This is a genomic window from Aquibaculum arenosum (assembly GCF_029222965.1).
Classification (GTDB): Bacteria; Pseudomonadota; Alphaproteobacteria; order Kiloniellales; family DSM-21159; genus Aquibaculum; species Aquibaculum arenosum.
The window spans coordinates 1-16,528 of record NZ_JARHUD010000010.1 but is presented as its reverse complement, the minus strand read 5'-3'; the positions used below and the strand labels follow the sequence as shown (position 1 = coordinate 16,528).

The window sequence follows — 16,528 nt, the reverse complement described above, 5'->3', positions numbered from 1 at the left end:
CCGGCCCATCCTGGTGGCTGCGCTCCATTAGCCGCAGGGGACCGAGTCGTCGGTGGTTCAGTTCGTCAAACTTCGCCTTTCGGGCTTCAAATCCTTTGTCGAGCCGACCGAACTTCTGATCGAGCCGGGGACGACGGCAATCGTCGGTCCCAATGGTTGCGGCAAGTCCAATCTCGTCGAAGCGCTGCGCTGGGTGATGGGGGAAACCTCGGCCAAGCGTCTGCGCGGCGGCGAGATGGAGGACGTGATCTTCGGCGGCACCGCCACGCGACCGGCGCGTTCCCTGGCGGAAGTCACCATCACCCTCGACAATGCGGACCGCCTGGCCCCGGTGGCCTTCAACGATCAAGACCTCCTGGAGGTCTCCCGGCGCATCGAGCGTGATCGCGGCTCCCTCTACCGCATCAACGGCCGGGAGGTGCGGGCGCGCGACGTCCAGCTTCTCTTCGCCGATGCTGCCAGCGGGGCGCAATCCACCGCCATCGTCAGCCAGGGGCGCGTCGGCGCGCTGATCAACGCGCGTCCGGGTGACCGGCGGCATCTGCTCGAAGAGGCGGCCGGCATCACCGGCCTGCACTCGCGTCGTCATGAGGCCGAACTGCGCCTGCGCGCCGCCGAGACCAATCTCGAGCGCTTGGAGGACGTGATCGGCACGCTGGAGGGACAACTGGCCCAGCTCCGGCGTCAGGCGCGCCAGGCCACCCGCTACCGCAACGTCGCCCAGGCCCTGCGTCGGCAGGAGGCGCTGCTGCTCTACCTCGACATGCTGGAGGGGCGTGAAGCGGAAACGCGCGCGGCGGCGGCGCTGCAGGAGGCCGAGCGCGTGGTCGCCGGCTTCACGACGCGCGCGGCACAAGCGGCGCAGGTTGCCCAGGAGGCACAGGAAGCGCTTGCGCCCCTGCGGCAGCGCGATGCCGAGGCCGCTGCAGCCCTGCAGCGCGTCACGCTGGAACGCGAATCGCTGCGCCGGGAAGCAAAGCAGGTGGCGGACGCGCGCAGTGCGGCGGAGCAGCGCCTGCAGCAGCTCAGTGGCGACCTGGCCCGCGCCCAGGCGCTCAGTCGCGATGCCGAGGAAGCGCTCAAGCGCCTGGAAGCGGAGCGTCAGCGGCTGGAGGCGGCGGTCATCACCGAAGTCGGAGAACGCGAAGCAGCGGAGTCGCAGCGCGATGCCCGGGCTCTGGCGGCGGCAGAGGAGGAAGAGGCTCTGGCCGCCCTGTCCCAGCAACTTGCCGCCAACGAGGCGCGCCGGACAGCGCTTGCCAAGCGTGGGCAGGAACTGCGCGACGGCTTGGCCCGCCTGGAACGCCGCAAGGGCGAGGCAGCCGCCGAACTGGCGAAGCTGCAAGCCGATCGAAGCGACCGCACAGCCTTGCCGCAGGCCCGGGCCGCCCTGGAAGCAGCGCAGCAGGAGCAGGAGACCCAGAAGCACGCGGTTGAGGCCGCTGAGGCTGCCCTGGTCGCTCTGCGCGAGCGCCAGGGCGAGGGCCGCGCCGCCCTGCGCGCGACCGAAGAGGAAGTCACCCGTCTGGATGCCGAACGCAAGGCCATAGCCGCCTTTCTCGATCGGGGCGAAGGTTCGGCGCACCCGGCGCTGTTGGATTCACTGAGCGTCGAGCCGGGCTGGGAAGCGGCTCTGGCCGCGGCCCTGGGCGAGGATCTGGAAGCGCCCTTGGCGGAAGAGGCGCCGCTGCACTGGCGGGCGCTCGCCCCTTACGAGGACATAGCGCCCCTGCCTGCCGGATGCCGTTGCCTGGCAGAACTGGTGCAAGCACCGGCGGCGCTGCAGCGGCGACTGCAGCAGATCGGCGTGCTCGAAGACGATGCGCCCGCGGCCGACCTGCAGGAGACACTGCTGCCGGGGCAAAGGCTGGTGAGCCGCGATGGGGGGCTCTGGCGCTGGGACGGATTCACCGCAGCGGCCGGCGCGCCGACTGCAGCGGCGCAGCGCCTGGAGCAGCGCAATCGCCTGAGTGAACTGGACGCACTGCGCGGCGAGGCCGAGGCGCGCCGGCAAGCGGCGGCAGCGGCCTGGGAGGAGCTGCAACAGGAGGTGCAGGCGGCAGATACGGCGGAGAAGCAGGCCCGCGAGGCGCAGCGCCAGGCCTTCGCCCGCGTCTCCGAGGCCCAGACCCAGGCCGCCCGCCTGGAACAGCGCGCGGCCGCAGAGGCCTCGCGCCTGGCGGCGCTGGAGGAGCAGGCGGCCAATCTGGAAAGCGATCGGCAGGACAGTGCGCGCAGCCTGGCGGAGGTGGAGGCCGAAATCGCTGCCCTACCGGATACGGCTGCAACGCGCGCCGAGGTCGCCGACCGCAAGGCCAGACTGAGCGAGCGCCGCAGCGCCCTGGCCGAGGCAGAGTCGGACCTGCGCCGTCTCCTGCGCGAGAGCGAAGCGCGCGCGGAACGCCTGGAAGCCATCGGCCGAGAGAGGGCCTCCTGGGATAGGCGGTTATCGGAGGGCGCGGCGCATGGTCGCGATCTGGAGGCGCGCCGGGCTGCAGCCGAATCGGAACTGACGGCCCTGGCCCAGCGGCCGGCAGAGATCGCGACCCAGGAAGCCGCCCTGGAGCAGCAGATCGAAACCAGCGAGTCGGCCAGGCGTGCCGCGGCGGCCGAACTGGCGGAGGCAGAGTCGGGCCAGGCCGAGGCGACGCGCGCGGCCCGGGAGATGGAGCAACACCTGGCCGAGGCCCGGGAAACTCGGGTGCGGGCGGAAGCTGGTGTCGCCCAGGCTGCCCAAGCCATGGGGACCCTCGCGGAGCGGGTGCGCGAAAAGTTCCAGATCGGCATAAGCGAACTGGGGGGCTTGGCAGAGATCATGCCGGATCAGCCGCTGCCCGAGCGCGGAGAGGTGCAGCGCCAGCTTGAGCGCCTGCAGCAGGAGCGCGAGCGGATCGGACCGGTCAATCTGCGCGCGGAGCAGGAAGCCGAAGAGTTGGCCGAGCGCATCGACGCCATGACCCGGGAGCGCGAGGACCTGATCGCTGCCATCGCCCGGCTGCGCCAGGGGATTGCTGGGCTTAATCGCGAGGGCCGGCAGCGCTTGCTCGAGGCCTTTGAGAAGGTCAACGCGCGCTTCTCGGAACTCTTCGTGCGCCTTTTCGGGGGCGGCCATGCCCATCTCAAGCTGACAGAGGCCGAGGATCCGCTGGCGGCGGGGCTGGAGATCATGGCCAGTCCGCCGGGCAAGAAACTGCAGGTGCTCTCGCTCCTGTCGGGTGGGGAGCAGGCTCTGACGGCGCTGGCATTGCTGTTCGCCGTCTTTCTGGTGAATCCGGCGCCGGTCTGTGTGCTGGACGAGGTGGATGCGCCGCTGGACGATTCCAACGTGGATCGTTTCTGTGATCTCGTGGAAGAACTGGCGGCGGCGCTCTCGACCCGCTTCCTGATCGTCACCCACCATCGCCTGACCATGGCACGGGTTGACCGTTTGTTCGGCGTCACCATGGCCGAACGGGGTATCAGTCAGCTCGTTTCGGTCGACTTGGAGGGCGCCACAGCCCTGCGCGAATCGGCCTAGAAGCCTGCTTTTGTGCCGCATTACGCGCTGCACCATTCGGCCTTGACGCGATAGGGGGCGCTCCGTAAGGTTCGCCCGCCTTCCGGCGCTGACGAGTTGGAGGCGGGGGTCGGGTGTTGCCGTTTGCCGGCGGCCGTTCCGTTAGGAGCGTCAGAGTCATGTCCAAGCCCGAAAAGCCGTCTCCCTTCGAAGCGCTCGATGCCAAGCTGAAGGCTGCCCAGGCCCGGCGGCCGCGTCAGAGACAACGCGGTGACAGCGGTCGGGGTGGTGTGCCCAGTGGCATCGGCGTGGGTATGCGGATGGCGACAGAGATTGTCGCGGCCGTAGGCGTTGGGGTAGGAGTGGGTCTGGTTCTGGATTCCTGGCTGGGCACTAAGCCCTGGCTGATGATCCTCTTCCTGATCCTGGGGTGCGCGGCAGCGTTTATGAACGTGATCCGCACGGGCCGGGAACTGGAACGCCAGGCCAAGGAACGTAAGGAGAAGACCCGGCATGATGTCGGGTCATGACTGACGAGGGGTTAGAGCGGACGTGGCACAGGGCGCGCAAGACGGCAGTTTTCCGGTCGATCCCCTGCACCAGTTCGAGATTCAGCGGCTGGTGACGGTGAATGTCGGCGGTCTCGATCTCTCTTTCACCAACTCCGCGCTGTGGATGGTGATCGCGGTGGCGGCGATCACCGGCTTCATGATGATGGCGACCCGCGGGCGTTCGCTCGTGCCGGGGCGCCTGCAGTCCTGTGCCGAGATCCTCTACGAAATGATCGCCGGCATGGTGCGCCAGAACGTGGGCAGCGAAGGCCGGGTCTACTTCCCCTTCATCTTCTCGCTGTTCCTCTTCGTGCTCTTCGGCAACCTGCTGGGCATGATCCCCATATCCTTCACATTCACCAGCCATCTGGTGGTGACCTTCTTCATGGCGATGGTGATCTTCCTCGCCGTGACCGTCATTGGCTTCATTTGCCACGGGGCCGGCTATCTGCGCCTTTTCTTCCCGCACGGCGCGCCGCTGTGGACGGCAGTCATTCTGGTGCCGATCGAGATCATCTCCTATCTCTCGCGCCCGATCAGCCTGTCGATGCGTCTCTTCGCCAACATGATGGCCGGGCATATCCTGCTGAAGGTCTTCGCCGGCTTTACCCTTCTCATGGGCATTGCGGGCGTGGTGCCGCTGGCGGCTCTGGTGGGCATCACCGCCCTGGAGTTCCTGGTTGCGGTGCTGCAGGCCTACATCTTCACCATTCTGACCTGCGTCTATCTGCACGACGCAATCCACCTTCACTAAGCGGGGGCAGGTTCGCCCTCGTTCCCAACCATCGGTTCTTCATCAACTCGACGACCAAAACCTCAGGAGCGGAAAAATGGAGCTCGAAGCTGCGAAGATGATCGGTGCCGGCCTGGCCACCCTCGGCATGATTGGTGCCGGCGTGGGTGTCGGTAACGTCTGGTCCAACTACTTTGCGGCCATTGCCCGCAACCCGGCGGCCAAGGACGAGATCGGCGCAAACATCTGGATCGGCTTTGCCGTGACGGAAGCCATCGCGATTTTCTCGCTGGTTGTCGCCCTCCTCGTTCTCTTCGGCTGAGTCAGGTCGAGCGGTGCGGTGCGGGCTTGCCGATCGTAAGCCCGACCGCCGCTTTTCCGCCAGAACGCCGAAACTTTACGAGGCGGTGACCAGGGAAATGGCGCGCATAACGACCATAACGCTGGCGGTCGCTGCCGTGGCACTCGCCACCGGGCCGGCCGGCGCCGCGGAGGGTGGGCTGCCGCAGCTCACCCAGACCGACACCTATGTAAGCCAGATCTTCTGGCTGATCGTCACCTTCGCTGCGCTCTACTATATCATGTCCAAGAAGGTGCTGCCGCGCCTGGGACAGGTGGTGGAAGGGCGCCGCGAGAAGATCGACGACGACCTCGGCCGTGCCGAACGGCTGCGCGCTGAGGCGGAAGAGGTGATGCAGGCCTACGAGAAGGCGCTGGGTACAGCGCGCGGCGAGGCCGGTGCAATCCTCAAAGCCACCAGTGACGAGATCAAGGCCGATACCGCGCAGCGGCTCGATGTCGTGGCACGCGAGCAGGCCGAACGCAATCGTCGCGAAGAGGCGGAGATTGAGGAGGCCATGGCGCGGGCAACAGGCGATCTCGCCGGCATGGCCACGAGCGCAGCACAGGCCGTGACACAGAAACTCATCGACGTGACGCCGGCTGAAAGCGCCGCGCGTGCTGCAGTCGATGACGTGATGGAGGGTCGCCGCTGATGTTCGGTAGCGAATACTTCTGGATCACGGTGTCGCTGATCATCTTCCTGGTGATTGCCGTGAAGATGGGGCTGGCGCCGACCCTGGCCAAGCTGGACGCTCGTTCCGAGCGGATCCGCAAGGAGCTGGAAGAGGCACAGGCCCTGCGCGAAGAGGCTCAGAAGATGCTGGCAGATCACAAGCGCCGCCAGCGCGAGGCTCTCAAGGATGCCGAGGAGATCGTCGAAGCTGCGCGCTCCGAAGCCAAGTCCTTGCGCGATGCGGCCGAGCATGAGCTGGAGGCGACCATTCGCCGGCGCGAGCAGCTGGCCATGGACAAGATCGCTCAGGCGCGCAAGAACGCCGAGGCGCAGCTGCGCCAGCAGGCCGCCGAGTTGGCAGTGGCTGCGGCTGGTCGGCTGATCGCCAGCAACCTCGACGAATCGCGCCAGGCAGCGCTGACCGATAGCTCGATCAACGAGGTTGGCCGCAAGCTGAACTGACCTTCTCAGCAGGTTTTTTAGAGAAAGGCACCACCCGCCCGGGTTTGGTGTCTTTTTCTTTTGAGGTTCTGGCGAAGCAACGGCGCTCTGTCATTGCCGCGGCGGCTGCGCGCCGTCACCGACCAGGGCCTGAACCACCGCCAGGAAAGCCAGCGCCGCCGTTTCGGCGCGCAGGATACGCGGTCCCAGCGAGACGGGTGTGACCGCCGGGCTTTGCAGCAGCATCTCGCGCTCCTCCGGCGTGAAGCCGCCTTCCGGCCCGACCAGCAGACCGAGGGGTGGGGAGATGCTCTTCAGCGCGGCGGGCAGGGGAGCACCGCTGCCACCTTCGTCGGCCAGCAACAAGGGCCGCTCAGCCGGCCATTGCGTCAGCAACTCGGCGAGGGAGCAGGGCGCTTCCACCTGAGGCAGGCTCAAGCGTTCGCACTGTTCGGCTGCCTCGCGTGCATTGGCCTGCAGCCGTTCGCAGTTCACGCGGTCGACCACCGTGCGGCGCGTCTTGACCGGCAGCAGGCGCATTGCGCCGAGTTCACTGGCCTTTTCCGCCAGCCAGTCGATCCGCGCGGACTTGATCGGTGCGAAGGCCAGCCAGATGTCCGGGTCCGTCGTTTGCGCCCGGGTTTGCCGCTCCAGCCGCAGCCTGCCGCGCTTCTTGTCCAACTCTTCGATGACGGCCAGCCATTCCCCGTCGCGGCCATTGAACAGCAGGACCGCAGCGCCGGGGTCCAGACGCAGCACTGTCTTGAGAAGGTGTGCCTGGGGCTTCGAGAGAAGGATGTCGCTCCCTTCGCTCAAATCGTCTTCGCTGTAGAGGCGTGTGGCCGGTTTCATCGCAGTCATGGCCGGCATAGGGCCTTCCGCCCCTTGGGCGGTCAAGTCCCGCTTGAGCCGCAGCGCCGCTGCAGACAGACTGCGGCCCATGAGCAAGACGACACGCCGCCGCGCATTGAGCGATATTCGCGCCGACGACCTGCTGCACGCGCTCTCGCCGCGCCGTGCAGGCCCCTACATTCGATTGGCGCGCCTGGACCGTCCCATCGGCACCTGGCTGCTGCTCTCGCCCTGCCTTTGGTCGATCGCGCTGGCGGAACTGGCAATGGGGCGCAGCCCGGACCCGGCGCTCTATTTGTTGTTTGCCCTGGGTGCGGTGATCATGCGCGCGGCCGGCTGCACGGTAAACGACATCCTGGACCGGGATTTCGACGGTCGGGTGGCGCGCACCGCCACGCGTCCCATACCCTCGGGCGAGATCTCGGTGCGCCAGGCAGTAATCTTCCTGGCGGCGTTGCTGGGTCTCGGCTTGCTCATTCTCCTGCAGCTCACGCCAACGGCGATCTGGCTCGGGGTGGCCTCCCTGGCGCTCGTCTTCCCCTATCCCTTGATGAAGCGCATCACCTGGTGGCCCCAGGCCTGGCTGGGTCTTACCTTCAATTGGGGCGCACTCATGGGCTGGGCAGCGGTGACCGATTCCCTGGCCTGGCCCGCGCTGCTGCTCTATGCCGGCGGCTTCTTCTGGACCCTGGGCTACGACACGATCTACGCCCATCAGGACAAGGACGACGACGCGCTGATCGGCGTAAAATCGAGTGCGCTCTGGCTGGAAGAGCGGACCCGGCCCTGGACGGCGGCCTTCTATCTCGTGGCGCTGTCATTCTTCACCGCGGCCTGCTGGCTGGCAGGGGCAGCCTGGCCGGCATACCTCGGTCTCGCGGCGGTGGCGGCACACTTTGCCTGGCAGGTCGGCAGCCTGGACATCAATGACCCAGCCAACTGCCTGCTGCGCTTCCGCAGCAACCGCTTCGTCGGCTGGCTGTTCCTGGCCGGCCTGCTGGCGGCTTCACCGGTCCTCGGGGCGTGAACAAGGACGCGGCGGATTTTGTCCGACGCAATACACTGCCCGAGCGCCCGGCGCTCGTTCCCGAGATTGCCCTGTATCAGGCCAGTGAAGCGTTACCGCTGTGGCAGGCCAGCGAGGATGAACTGGAACGCATGGGGCTGCCGCCGCCCTACTGGGCCTTTGCCTGGGCCGGTGGCCAGGCGCTCGCGCGCTGGATCCTGGATCATCCAGAAGAGGTGCGCGGGAAGCGGGTGTTCGACTTCGGCTCCGGCAGCGGCCTTGTGGCGATCGCAGCGGCGATGGCGGGCGCTGCGGAGGTGATGGCCTGCGACATCGATCCCTTTGCCATAGCCGCGATTCATCTCAATGCCGGGCTCAACGGCGTGCAGCTTGGGTTGCTGGACCGCGATCCGCTGGATGAGGCAGGCGATTGGGAGATCGTGCTGGCGGGCGACATCTGCTACGAGCAGCCGCTGGCCGAGCAGGCCTTTCGCTGGTTGCAGAGCCTGGCCGCGCGCGGCGCAGCGGTCTACCTGGGCGATCCCCAGCGTACCTACACGCCACGCTCGGGCCTCACCCGCGTGGCGCACTATGCCGTTCCCACCACCAAGGCCATCGAGGATAGCGACCTGCGCAACGCCTCGGTCTGGCGCGTGGAGCCGGCGTAGACGAGCGACTTGCCCGCGCCGCTTCAACCACCCTTGAAGCGCTCGATCTCGCGCCTGTCCCGTTTGGTGGGGCGTCCACTGCCGGGCTCGCGCTCACCCGCTTTTGCCTTTCGCCCGCGCGGCAAGGGCACCTGGTCGGCCGTTGGATGGAGATCTTCGTAGCAGGCTTGCGCTTCGTTCGCCGGTCCGCGCCGGGACGGCAGCGAGAGGACTTTGATCACCCGCACGTAGTCGCCCTGAGGGAAGGTGAGCACCTCGCCGACGCGCAGCTTGTAATGCGGCTTGCTGACCACGCTGCCGGCGATGCGCAGCCGGCCAGATTCCACCAGCGCTCCGGCCACGCTGCGGGTCTTGCAGAAGCGCGCGAAGACCAGCCACTTGTCGAGACGCAGGAAGTCGCCCTCGCCGCTGCTCATCACGCTATCAGGACCGGGCGCGTTTGAGGGTCTGCAGCACGGCGAAGGGCGAGTCGGAGGCTACCTGCCTGCTCTCGCTGGCTGATGCTGGCTTTTTTCGTCGGAGCCGAGCGCGCTTTTGACTTGCTGGGCTGTTCTCCTGGGGGCCGACTCGCCGGCGCTGGCGGTGAAAGCGCAGCTCCTCGTCCTTCTGCTCGCTGCGAAAGCCGAGTGTCGCCAGGGCCGCGCGCAGCAGATCGCTGTCGCCCTCTGCGAGTTGCAGCAGCTGGCCGTCCACGGGAAAGCCGGCGTGTCGCTCGGCCTTTGCGAGACGTCGGTGCGCGGCCTGGCCCAGACGTTCCAGCCGGTCGACCCTCAGGGCCCGAGCCTTACCGCGGCCGCGCAGGCGTCGAAAGCCGAGCGCCCGGCAGAGGCTCTCGTCGCTGGCCGCATCGCCCTCCAGCACCGGCGGCTCATCCGGAGCGGGGAGGCTTGGCAGCGGCGCGCCCTTGTGCACGGACCAGAGCAGCGCGCGCAGGCGAATGGTCTCCGCTTTGAGTTGGTCGGCGAGATAGAGGCTTTCGGCGCCGATGCGTACCTTCAGTTCGCCCAGCATCCGACGCTCTGCCTTGGTGAGCAGGTCGAGTTGCGCGGTGACGCTGGCTCGCGGCAGGCTTCCCAGCGATTCCGCCAATTGAAAGGCGAGACCGCGTGCTGCGCCCTGCAGCGGCGCTTCCTCCAGAGCGTAGAGGGAGCCGATCCGGTTGCGCAGGAAGCGGGTGAGCCAGGCCTCGCTGCGCAGGCGCACCCGCTCGCGCGCCGCGCCGTCGAGGAACTCGCTGTCCTCCACCCTGATCTTCGGGGTGAGTGGCGTATCGGCGGCGACCAGTTGTCCGATGGGCGCTTCGCGCCAGAGCAGGCGGCCCGTGGAGTCGAGGCGGAAAGCGCCGTCATCGTCGCCTTCCAGTAAGGCAATGCGGTGCGGTATTTCGCTTTGCAGGGCCCGCCGCGTGGCGGCAAGCACGGGCCGGGCATCCTCCTCCCCGATTGTGCGATCCAGGCGGAAGTGAAAGCCCTCCAAGCGGCCCACGTCCTCGCCTTCGACCACCACCTCGCCATTGCGCCGGACTGCGGCCAGCAGGGCCTCGCCGGTCTTCAGCCGACGGACCAGCGTGGCAGTACGCCGGTCGACGAAGCGCTGGGTCAGCCGCTCGTGCAGTGCGTCGGACAGCCTGTCCTCGATGGCGCGCGTGTGGTCGCGCCAGCCTCCGGCATCCTCGAGCCAATCGCCGCGGTGGGTGATGAAGGTCCAGGTGCGGATTTGGGCAATCCGCGCGACCAGGGCATCGATGTCGCCGTCGACCCGGTCGATCCGCCCGATCTGCTGCGCCACCCAGTCCTCGGGCAGTCGCTCAGCGCTGCCGCGCAGGTGGCGGAAAATCTGCTTGAGCAGGCGCAAGTGCTGGTCGGTGAGCGACTTCTGGAAGTCCGGGACCTGGCAGACATCCCAGAGCAGCCGTACGCTGCCGGGATTGGCGGCCATGGCGGCGATGTCGGCATCCTGGGCGAGCGCAGCCAAAGCCTGCTGGTCTTCGGGCGGGCGCACCCGGATCAGCGCTGGATCTGGTGAGCGTGCCTCCAGGCTGCGCAGCAAGTCTTGCGGGCTGCGGAACTCCAGGCGGCTGGCGCGCCAGTAAAGCGCGGTCAGCGGCTGAAATCGGTGGTCCTCCACCGCCTCGATCAGTTCCTCTGACATGGGGCCCAGTTCGGCGGTGGTGCCGAAAGTGCCGTCGCTCATGTGCCGTCCGGCGCGCCCGGCGATTTGCGCCACCTCTGGCGGGGAGAGGCGCCGCATGCTGTGTCCGTCGAACTTGGTCAGGCGCGCGAAGGCGACGTGGTCGAGCCCGAGGTTGAGGCCCATGCCGATGGCGTCGGTGGCCACCAGGTAGTCGACCTCTCCACTTTCGAACATGGCCACCTGAGCGTTGCGCGTGCGCGGCGAGAGGGCGCCCAGCACAACCGCGGTACCGCCGCGCTGCCGGCGCACCAGTTCCGCCATGGCGTAGACCTCGGCCGCCGAGAAGGCGACCACAGCCGAGCGTGGCGGCAGGCGGGTGACCTTGCGGGTGCCGGCATAGGTCAGCTTGGAAAAGCGCGGCCGGGTGATGATTTCCACCCCGGGGATGAGCTTGGTCAGCAGCGGCCGGATGGTGTCGGCGCCCAGGAAGAGGGTTTCCTGATGCCCGCGGGCGTGCAGCAGGCGGTCCGTGAAGACGTGCCCGCGCTCCGGATCGGCGGCGAGCTGGATCTCGTCCACGGCAAGAAAAGAGGTCGGGCGGTCCAGCGGCATGGATTCCACGGTGCAGAGGAAGTAGCGCGCACTGGGAGGAACGATCTTCTCCTCGCCGGTGATCAGCGCCACCTGGCGCGCGCCCTTCAGCTTCACCACCCGGTCGTAGTTCTCCCGCGCCAGCAGCCGCAGGGGAAAGCCGATGATGCCGCTGCTGTGCCCGAGCATGCGCTCGATGGCGAAGTGTGTCTTGCCGGTATTGGTCGGACCGAGGACGGCAACGACCCGGTCGCGAGAGCTGGCCTGCATAGCCGTGAAGATCGTCCGCTGAGGGTGCCGGTGCAAGGGCAGAGCCGGCAGCAATGCGTTATTGGAGACTTGCAGGGCGCGCCGCCTTTGCTCATATCAGGCGCGCCTGCAGGTTTCTGCAGCCGACGTTCCACCACCAGCGGGGCTTTGTTGAAGAAGATGACGGAATCCGCGCCCGAAACCCTGCCGTTCCAGGCCGAAGTCAGCCGCCTGATCGACATCGTTGCCAATGCGCTCTACGCAAAGCGGGAAGTTTTCCTGCGTGAACTGGTCTCCAACGCCTCCGATGCATGCGATCGCTTGCGCTATGCCGCGCTGACGCAGGCAGAGCTGTTGGCCGGCGATGCCGAGTTGGCCGTCGATCTGCAGCCGGATAGCGCTGCCGCGACGCTCACGGTCATCGACAACGGCATCGGCATGAACCGCGACGATCTGGTGTCCAATCTCGGCACCATTGCGCGCTCCGGCACCGCCCGTTTCCTGGAGGAACTGGGCGAGAAGAAGGGCGATGTGGATCTCATCGGCCAGTTCGGTGTCGGTTTCTATTCCGCCTTCATGGTGGCCGACCGCGTCGTGGTGGAAACCCGAAAGGCCGGTGAAGCGCAGGGATGGCGCTGGGAATCCGACGGACGCAGCGGTTTCACCCTGACGGAGAGCGATAGCGCGCCGGCGCGCGGCACACGCATCGAGCTTCACCTCAAAGAGGATGCGCGCGAGTTCCTGGAGGCGCAGCGGCTGCGCCAGATCGTCCAGACCTACTCCGACCATCTGGCGGTGCCGGTGCGACTGCGCGGTGAGGGCGAGCCGGAACGCCTCAACGCCGAAGGGGCGCTCTGGACCCGGCCGAAGAGTGAAATCACCGAAGAGCAGTACAAGGAATTCTACCACCACGTCGCCCATGCCTTCGACGAGCCCTGGGGCTGGCTCCACTTCAAGGCGGAAGGGGTGATGGAATATGCCGGTCTGCTTTATGTGCCCGGCACGGCGCCATGGGACCTCTTCGATCCGCAGCGCCGTCACGGAGTCAAGCTCTACGTCAAACGCGTCTTCATCGCCGAGGGCGTGGAAAGCCTCGTGCCATCCTACCTGCGCTTCCTGCGCGGCGTGATCGACTCCGAGGACCTGCCGCTCAACGTCAGCCGCGAAACGCTGCAGCACAGCCCGGTGCTGGGGCGGATGAAATCGGCCCTGGTCAAGCGGGTGCTGGGTGAACTTGAAAGTCGCGCCGAGAAGGATCCCGCCGACTATGAGCGCTTCTGGGAGATCTTCGGAGCGGTTCTCAAGGAAGGTCTCTACGAAGATGCCGGCCAGCGCGACAAGCTTCTGACCCTGGCGCGCTTCCGCTCGACCAAGTCTGAGGGTTGGACCAGCCTGGCGGACTACATTGCGCGCATGCGGCCGGGCCAAGAAAAGATCTACGTCATCACCGGCGACGATATCGAGGCCCTGCGGCGCAGTCCGCAGCTCGAAGGCTTCGCCGCCAAGGGCATCGAGGTGCTGCTGCTGACCGATCCCATCGACGACTTCTGGCTCTCTGCGGCGGGCGAGTATGAGGGAAAGGGCTTCCAGTCCGTGACCCGTGCTGGCGCCGATCTCGATACGATCGAAGCCGAAGCGAGCGACGAGGAGGAAAAGGACGAGCAGGAGTCGCTGGAGGGCAGCGAACTGGCCACGCTCGTCGCCTGGCTGAAGACGGCGCTGGGCGAAACGGTGAAGGACGTGCGGGCCTCCAAGCGGCTGACCAGCAGCCCCGTGTGCCTCGTGGCCGATGACGGGGACATGGACCTGCACCTGGCCCGCATTCTGCGGCACAGTCAGCGCGCTCCGGCGGACGCGCCGCGGGTGCTGGAGATCAATCCGGGCCATGCGCTGATTCGCCGCCTGGCGGAAGAGGTGAAGGCCGGAGCCAACGGCAAGGACAGCATGGGCGAAGCAGCACAGCTTCTGCTGGACCAAGCGCGCATTCTGGAAGGCGAGCCACCGCTCGATCCAGCCGCTTTTGCGCGCCGGCTTTCGGGTTTCATGGAGCGCGGCTTGATCTGACGCAAGGCGATCATCGCTCCTTTATTGATTTATTGCACTGCAACATTGCCACTTGACCAGACGCTGCCTCGGTGCAGGATGGCGGCGTTTACCCGCAGGAGAGGTTTCTAATGCTGATCGACAGGATTCCAGTCGGCGACAATCCGCCATTCGAGCTCAACGTAATCATCGAAGTTCCGGTGGGCAGCGCACCGGTGAAGTATGAGCTCGACAAGGCGTCCGGCGCGCTGTTCGTCGACCGTTTCCTGCACACAGCGATGCATTACCCCTGCAACTACGGCTTTGTGCCGCACACCCTGTCCGACGATGGCGATCCAGTGGACGTGCTGGTGCTGGCCCGTCATTCCATTGTGCCCGGCGCGGTGGTCAAGGCGCGCCCGGTGGGCGTTCTGGTGATGGAGGACGAGAAGGGAGAGGACGAGAAGGTGCTCGCGGTGCCGGTCGACAGCCTTCATCCCTACTACAGCGAGATCACCAGCTATCGCGAACTGCCCAAGATCCTGATCGACCAGATCGCGCACTTCTTTAAGCACTACAAGGACTTGGAGAGCGGGAAGTGGGTCGAGATCAAGCGCTGGGGCGACCCGATCGAGGCGTTCAAGATGATTGAGCGCGCCGTGAAGCGCGAGAGCGAGAAGAACGCGGCCGCGGCCGCCGAATAATTCTCGCAGCCTCGCAGCCTTCGTGCCACCATGGGAGCGCCGCCGGTTTTCCGGCGGCGTTCTTCGTTGAACTGCGCGCTGCGCGCCGTCTGGTCGAGACCTTGGGCGGAAGCGAAGCTGCGTCGGCGCCTCTGGCGCGCGAGGGAGTGAGTTAAGCGATGTCGGCCCAGGCCCTGTTACTCGAGCTGCTCGGCGGCGCCGCCCTCCTGCTCTGGGCGACGCGGATGGTGCGCACGGGGATCCTGCGCGCCTACGGCGGCAGCTTGCGCCAGGTTCTGGCCCGGGCCACTGGTGGTCCGATCAAGGCCGCGGCGGCGGGCGTCGCCTCTGCGGCGGTGCTGCAATCCTCCACCGCCACAGCGCTGCTCCTGGTCTCCTTCGCCAGTCGCGGTCTGATCGCGCTGACGCCGGCGCTGGCAGTGATGCTGGGCGCGGATCTGGGCTCGACGCTGGTGGTGCAGGTCTTGTCCTTCGATTTGCGGGCGGTGGCGCCGGCGCTGTTGGTCATCGGCGTGGCGCTCTTCATGCTGACCCGCAGCCCGAAATCGCGGCAGATGGGGCGGGTGTCCATCGGGCTTGGCCTGATGATCCTCGCATTGGGATTGATCGTCGGCGCCTCCGAGCCGCTGCGCGAAAGCGAGGTGTTGCGAACGGTGCTGACAGCCTTGGCCGGCGAGCCGCTGCTGGCGATGATCTTGGCGGCGCTGCTGACCTGGCTGGCGCACTCCAGTGTCGCGATGGTGCTGCTGATCGTGTCGCTCGCTGCCGGCGGCGTTTTGCCCAGCGGCCTCGGTTTGGCGTTGATCCTCGGCGCCAACGTCGGCGCCGGCCTGGTGCCCTTCGTGCTGACTCTGGGAGAGTCGCGCGATGGGCGGCTCGTCACCTTGGGCAATCTGGGCTTCCGCGCGCTGGGGGCGTTGGCGGTCCTGCCTTTTGCCGGCCTTCTGGCAGAACTTCTGGGCCAGTTCGAGGCCGACCCTGCCCGCCTGCTGGCGAACTTCCACACTGCTTTCAACTTTGCCCTGCTGCTGGTTTTCCTGCCGCTGACCGGGTTTGCGGCGCGGCTGCTGCAGAAGGTCTTGCCGGCGCGTGAGGAGGGTGAGGCCGACGACCAGCCGCGACACCTGGACGACAGTCTGCTCGACCGCCCGGCCATGGCCCTGGCCTGCGCGACGCGCGAGGCGCTGCGGGTTGCGGACGTGGTGGAAACCATGCTGGCGGAGACCATCGAGGCATTCCGCGCCGACGATCCCAAGCGGATCGCGGAGCTTCGAGCCCTCGACAACCGGGTGGATCGCCTGCACGAGGCGATCAAGCTCTACCTCTCGCGCATGAGCCGGGAGCCGCTGACCGAAGAGGAGAGTCGTCAGGCCTTCGACCTGATCACCTTCACCACCAACCTCGAACACATCGGCGACGTGATCGACAAGGGGCTGCTGGAACTGGCAGCCAAGCGGCAGAAGCGCAAGGTGGCCTTTTCGGAAGCCGGCTGGCGCGAACTCGTGGCCCTGCACAGCCGGGTAAGCGAACAGATGCAACTCGCTGTAGCCGTCTTCGTCACCCGCGATGTCGATATGGCGCGCAGCCTGGTGGTGCAGAAGGAGAAGATCCGCGATCAGGAGCGTGCCGCAGCGGAGGCACACATGGAGCGGCTGCGCAGCGGGCGCCCCGAAACCATCGAGACCTCCGCCCTGCACCTGGATGTGCTGCGGGACCTGAAGCGTATCAACTCCCACCTCTCTGCCGTCGCCTATCCCATTCTGGAAGCCGAGGGAGAACTGCGCGGCAGCCGGCTGCGCAAGCGGGTGGAATCGACGGGAGCGTAAGAGGGCACGGGAGAGGGCGGAATGGCGCGCCGCATCTCTCGGCTGTTGCACATCCTGTGCCACAATAGAAGCGGGTGGCCCCTGCTGATCTCGCGCTGCACTGAAGTGGTCAAATGCCGATCGTGTACTGAATTTTCAGCAAAAGCGGTGACGGTTTCAGCGGTCATGGCACGCTGGTGATGTGAAACTCACCGGACCCTCAGGAGGGGTGCATGCCATGACCAGAATTGAACGTAAGAGC

The 16,528-nt window shown here is 66.7% G+C and carries 14 protein-coding genes; 11 read left to right on the top strand and 3 right to left on the bottom strand.

Going from position 1 to position 16,528, the window contains the following annotated elements:
- Positions 1-52: 52 nt before the first annotated feature.
- The 6 genes from smc (at position 53) to P2G67_RS14280 (ending at position 6,257) form a co-directional block, all read left to right on the top strand.
- Positions 53-3,517, top strand: a complete 3,465-nt coding sequence (gene smc / locus P2G67_RS14305; RefSeq protein WP_275823931.1) for a chromosome segregation protein SMC — start codon at positions 53-55, stop codon at positions 3,515-3,517.
- Positions 3,518-3,675: 158 nt separating this feature from the next.
- On the top strand, positions 3,676-4,026 hold the full coding sequence (locus P2G67_RS14300; RefSeq protein ID WP_275823930.1) for an AtpZ/AtpI family protein: 351 nt from the start codon (positions 3,676-3,678) through the stop codon (positions 4,024-4,026).
- A 22-nt stretch (positions 4,027-4,048) separates the two neighbouring features.
- Positions 4,049-4,801 carry a F0F1 ATP synthase subunit A gene (locus P2G67_RS14295; protein ID WP_275823929.1) on the top strand — a complete coding sequence of 251 codons (753 nt, stop codon included), beginning with the start codon at positions 4,049-4,051 and terminating at the stop codon, positions 4,799-4,801.
- A 76-nt stretch (positions 4,802-4,877) separates the two neighbouring features.
- The gene (locus P2G67_RS14290; RefSeq protein WP_275823928.1) at positions 4,878-5,102 is read left to right on the top strand and encodes a F0F1 ATP synthase subunit C; all 225 of its coding nucleotides are present in this window, start codon (positions 4,878-4,880) and stop codon (positions 5,100-5,102) included.
- Positions 5,103-5,199: 97 nt separating this feature from the next.
- Positions 5,200-5,775 (top strand): F0F1 ATP synthase subunit B family protein, encoded by a 576-nt coding sequence (locus tag P2G67_RS14285; protein WP_275823927.1) that lies wholly within the window; start codon positions 5,200-5,202, stop codon positions 5,773-5,775.
- Entirely contained in the window at positions 5,775-6,257 is a 483-nt protein-coding gene (locus P2G67_RS14280; protein ID WP_275823926.1) for a F0F1 ATP synthase subunit B family protein, read from the top strand. Before P2G67_RS14285 ends, P2G67_RS14280 begins: the two co-directional genes overlap by 1 nt.
- A 90-nt stretch (positions 6,258-6,347) precedes the next feature.
- Here the strand turns inward: P2G67_RS14280 and P2G67_RS14275 are convergent, their stop codons facing one another.
- Complete coding sequence (locus P2G67_RS14275) at positions 6,348-7,097, bottom strand: 16S rRNA (uracil(1498)-N(3))-methyltransferase (protein WP_275823925.1); 750 nt, start codon at positions 7,095-7,097, stop codon at positions 6,348-6,350.
- Positions 7,098-7,176: 79 nt separating this feature from the next.
- On the opposite strand from P2G67_RS14275, the gene ubiA reads away from it, so the two are divergent.
- Entirely contained in the window at positions 7,177-8,115 is a 939-nt protein-coding gene (gene ubiA / locus P2G67_RS14270) for a 4-hydroxybenzoate octaprenyltransferase (RefSeq protein ID WP_275823924.1), read from the top strand.
- Positions 8,112-8,762: a class I SAM-dependent methyltransferase gene (locus tag P2G67_RS14265; protein WP_275823923.1), complete on the top strand. Its 651-nt coding sequence runs from the start codon at positions 8,112-8,114 to the stop codon at positions 8,760-8,762. Before ubiA ends, P2G67_RS14265 begins: the two co-directional genes overlap by 4 nt.
- Positions 8,763-8,785: 23 nt before the next feature.
- Here P2G67_RS14265 and P2G67_RS14260 read toward each other — a convergent pair whose 3' ends face one another.
- Together P2G67_RS14260 and P2G67_RS14255 are read right to left on the bottom strand one after the other, a co-directional pair.
- Positions 8,786-9,178 (bottom strand): RNA-binding S4 domain-containing protein, encoded by a 393-nt coding sequence (locus tag P2G67_RS14260; RefSeq protein WP_275823922.1) that lies wholly within the window; start codon positions 9,176-9,178, stop codon positions 8,786-8,788.
- 7 nt (positions 9,179-9,185) lie between these two features.
- The gene (locus P2G67_RS14255; protein ID WP_275823921.1) at positions 9,186-11,756 is read right to left on the bottom strand and encodes a helicase-related protein; all 2,571 of its coding nucleotides are present in this window, start codon (positions 11,754-11,756) and stop codon (positions 9,186-9,188) included.
- Between the two features lie 159 nt (positions 11,757-11,915).
- Here P2G67_RS14255 and htpG point away from each other — a divergent pair, with 159 nt between their 5' ends.
- The 3 genes from htpG to P2G67_RS14240 all read left to right on the top strand — a co-directional run bounded on the left by htpG (position 11,916) and on the right by P2G67_RS14240 (position 16,287).
- Positions 11,916-13,799, top strand: a complete 1,884-nt coding sequence (gene htpG / locus P2G67_RS14250; RefSeq protein ID WP_275823920.1) for a molecular chaperone HtpG — start codon at positions 11,916-11,918, stop codon at positions 13,797-13,799.
- Between the two features lie 110 nt (positions 13,800-13,909).
- Complete coding sequence (ppa, locus tag P2G67_RS14245) at positions 13,910-14,461, top strand: inorganic diphosphatase (RefSeq protein WP_275823919.1); 552 nt, start codon at positions 13,910-13,912, stop codon at positions 14,459-14,461.
- Between the two features lie 158 nt (positions 14,462-14,619).
- Positions 14,620-16,287, top strand: coding sequence for a Na/Pi cotransporter family protein (locus P2G67_RS14240; RefSeq protein WP_275823918.1), 1,668 nt, complete (start codon positions 14,620-14,622; stop codon positions 16,285-16,287).
- Positions 16,288-16,528: the final 241 nt, after the last annotated feature.

Bases quoted from the DNA above. Each gene is read 5' to 3' on its own strand.
- P2G67_RS14300 (WP_275823930.1), top strand. From the start codon at position 3,676: ATGTCCAAGCCCGAAAAGCCGTCTCCCTTCGAAGCGCTCGATGCCAAG.
- P2G67_RS14290 (WP_275823928.1), top strand. From the start codon at position 4,878: ATGGAGCTCGAAGCTGCGAAGATGATCGGTGCCGGCCTGGCCACCCTC.
- P2G67_RS14285 (WP_275823927.1), top strand. From the start codon at position 5,200: ATGGCGCGCATAACGACCATAACGCTGGCGGTCGCTGCCGTGGCACTC.
- P2G67_RS14280 (WP_275823926.1), top strand. From the start codon at position 5,775: ATGTTCGGTAGCGAATACTTCTGGATCACGGTGTCGCTGATCATCTTC.
- P2G67_RS14275 (WP_275823925.1), bottom strand. From the start codon at position 7,097: ATGACTGCGATGAAACCGGCCACACGCCTCTACAGCGAAGACGATTTG.
- ubiA (WP_275823924.1), top strand. From the start codon at position 7,177: ATGAGCAAGACGACACGCCGCCGCGCATTGAGCGATATTCGCGCCGAC.
- P2G67_RS14260 (WP_275823922.1), bottom strand. From the start codon at position 9,178: ATGAGCAGCGGCGAGGGCGACTTCCTGCGTCTCGACAAGTGGCTGGTC.
- P2G67_RS14255 (WP_275823921.1), bottom strand. From the start codon at position 11,756: ATGCAGGCCAGCTCTCGCGACCGGGTCGTTGCCGTCCTCGGTCCGACC.
- htpG (WP_275823920.1), top strand. From the start codon at position 11,916: ATGACGGAATCCGCGCCCGAAACCCTGCCGTTCCAGGCCGAAGTCAGC.
- ppa (WP_275823919.1), top strand. From the start codon at position 13,910: ATGCTGATCGACAGGATTCCAGTCGGCGACAATCCGCCATTCGAGCTC.
- P2G67_RS14240 (WP_275823918.1), top strand. From the start codon at position 14,620: ATGTCGGCCCAGGCCCTGTTACTCGAGCTGCTCGGCGGCGCCGCCCTC.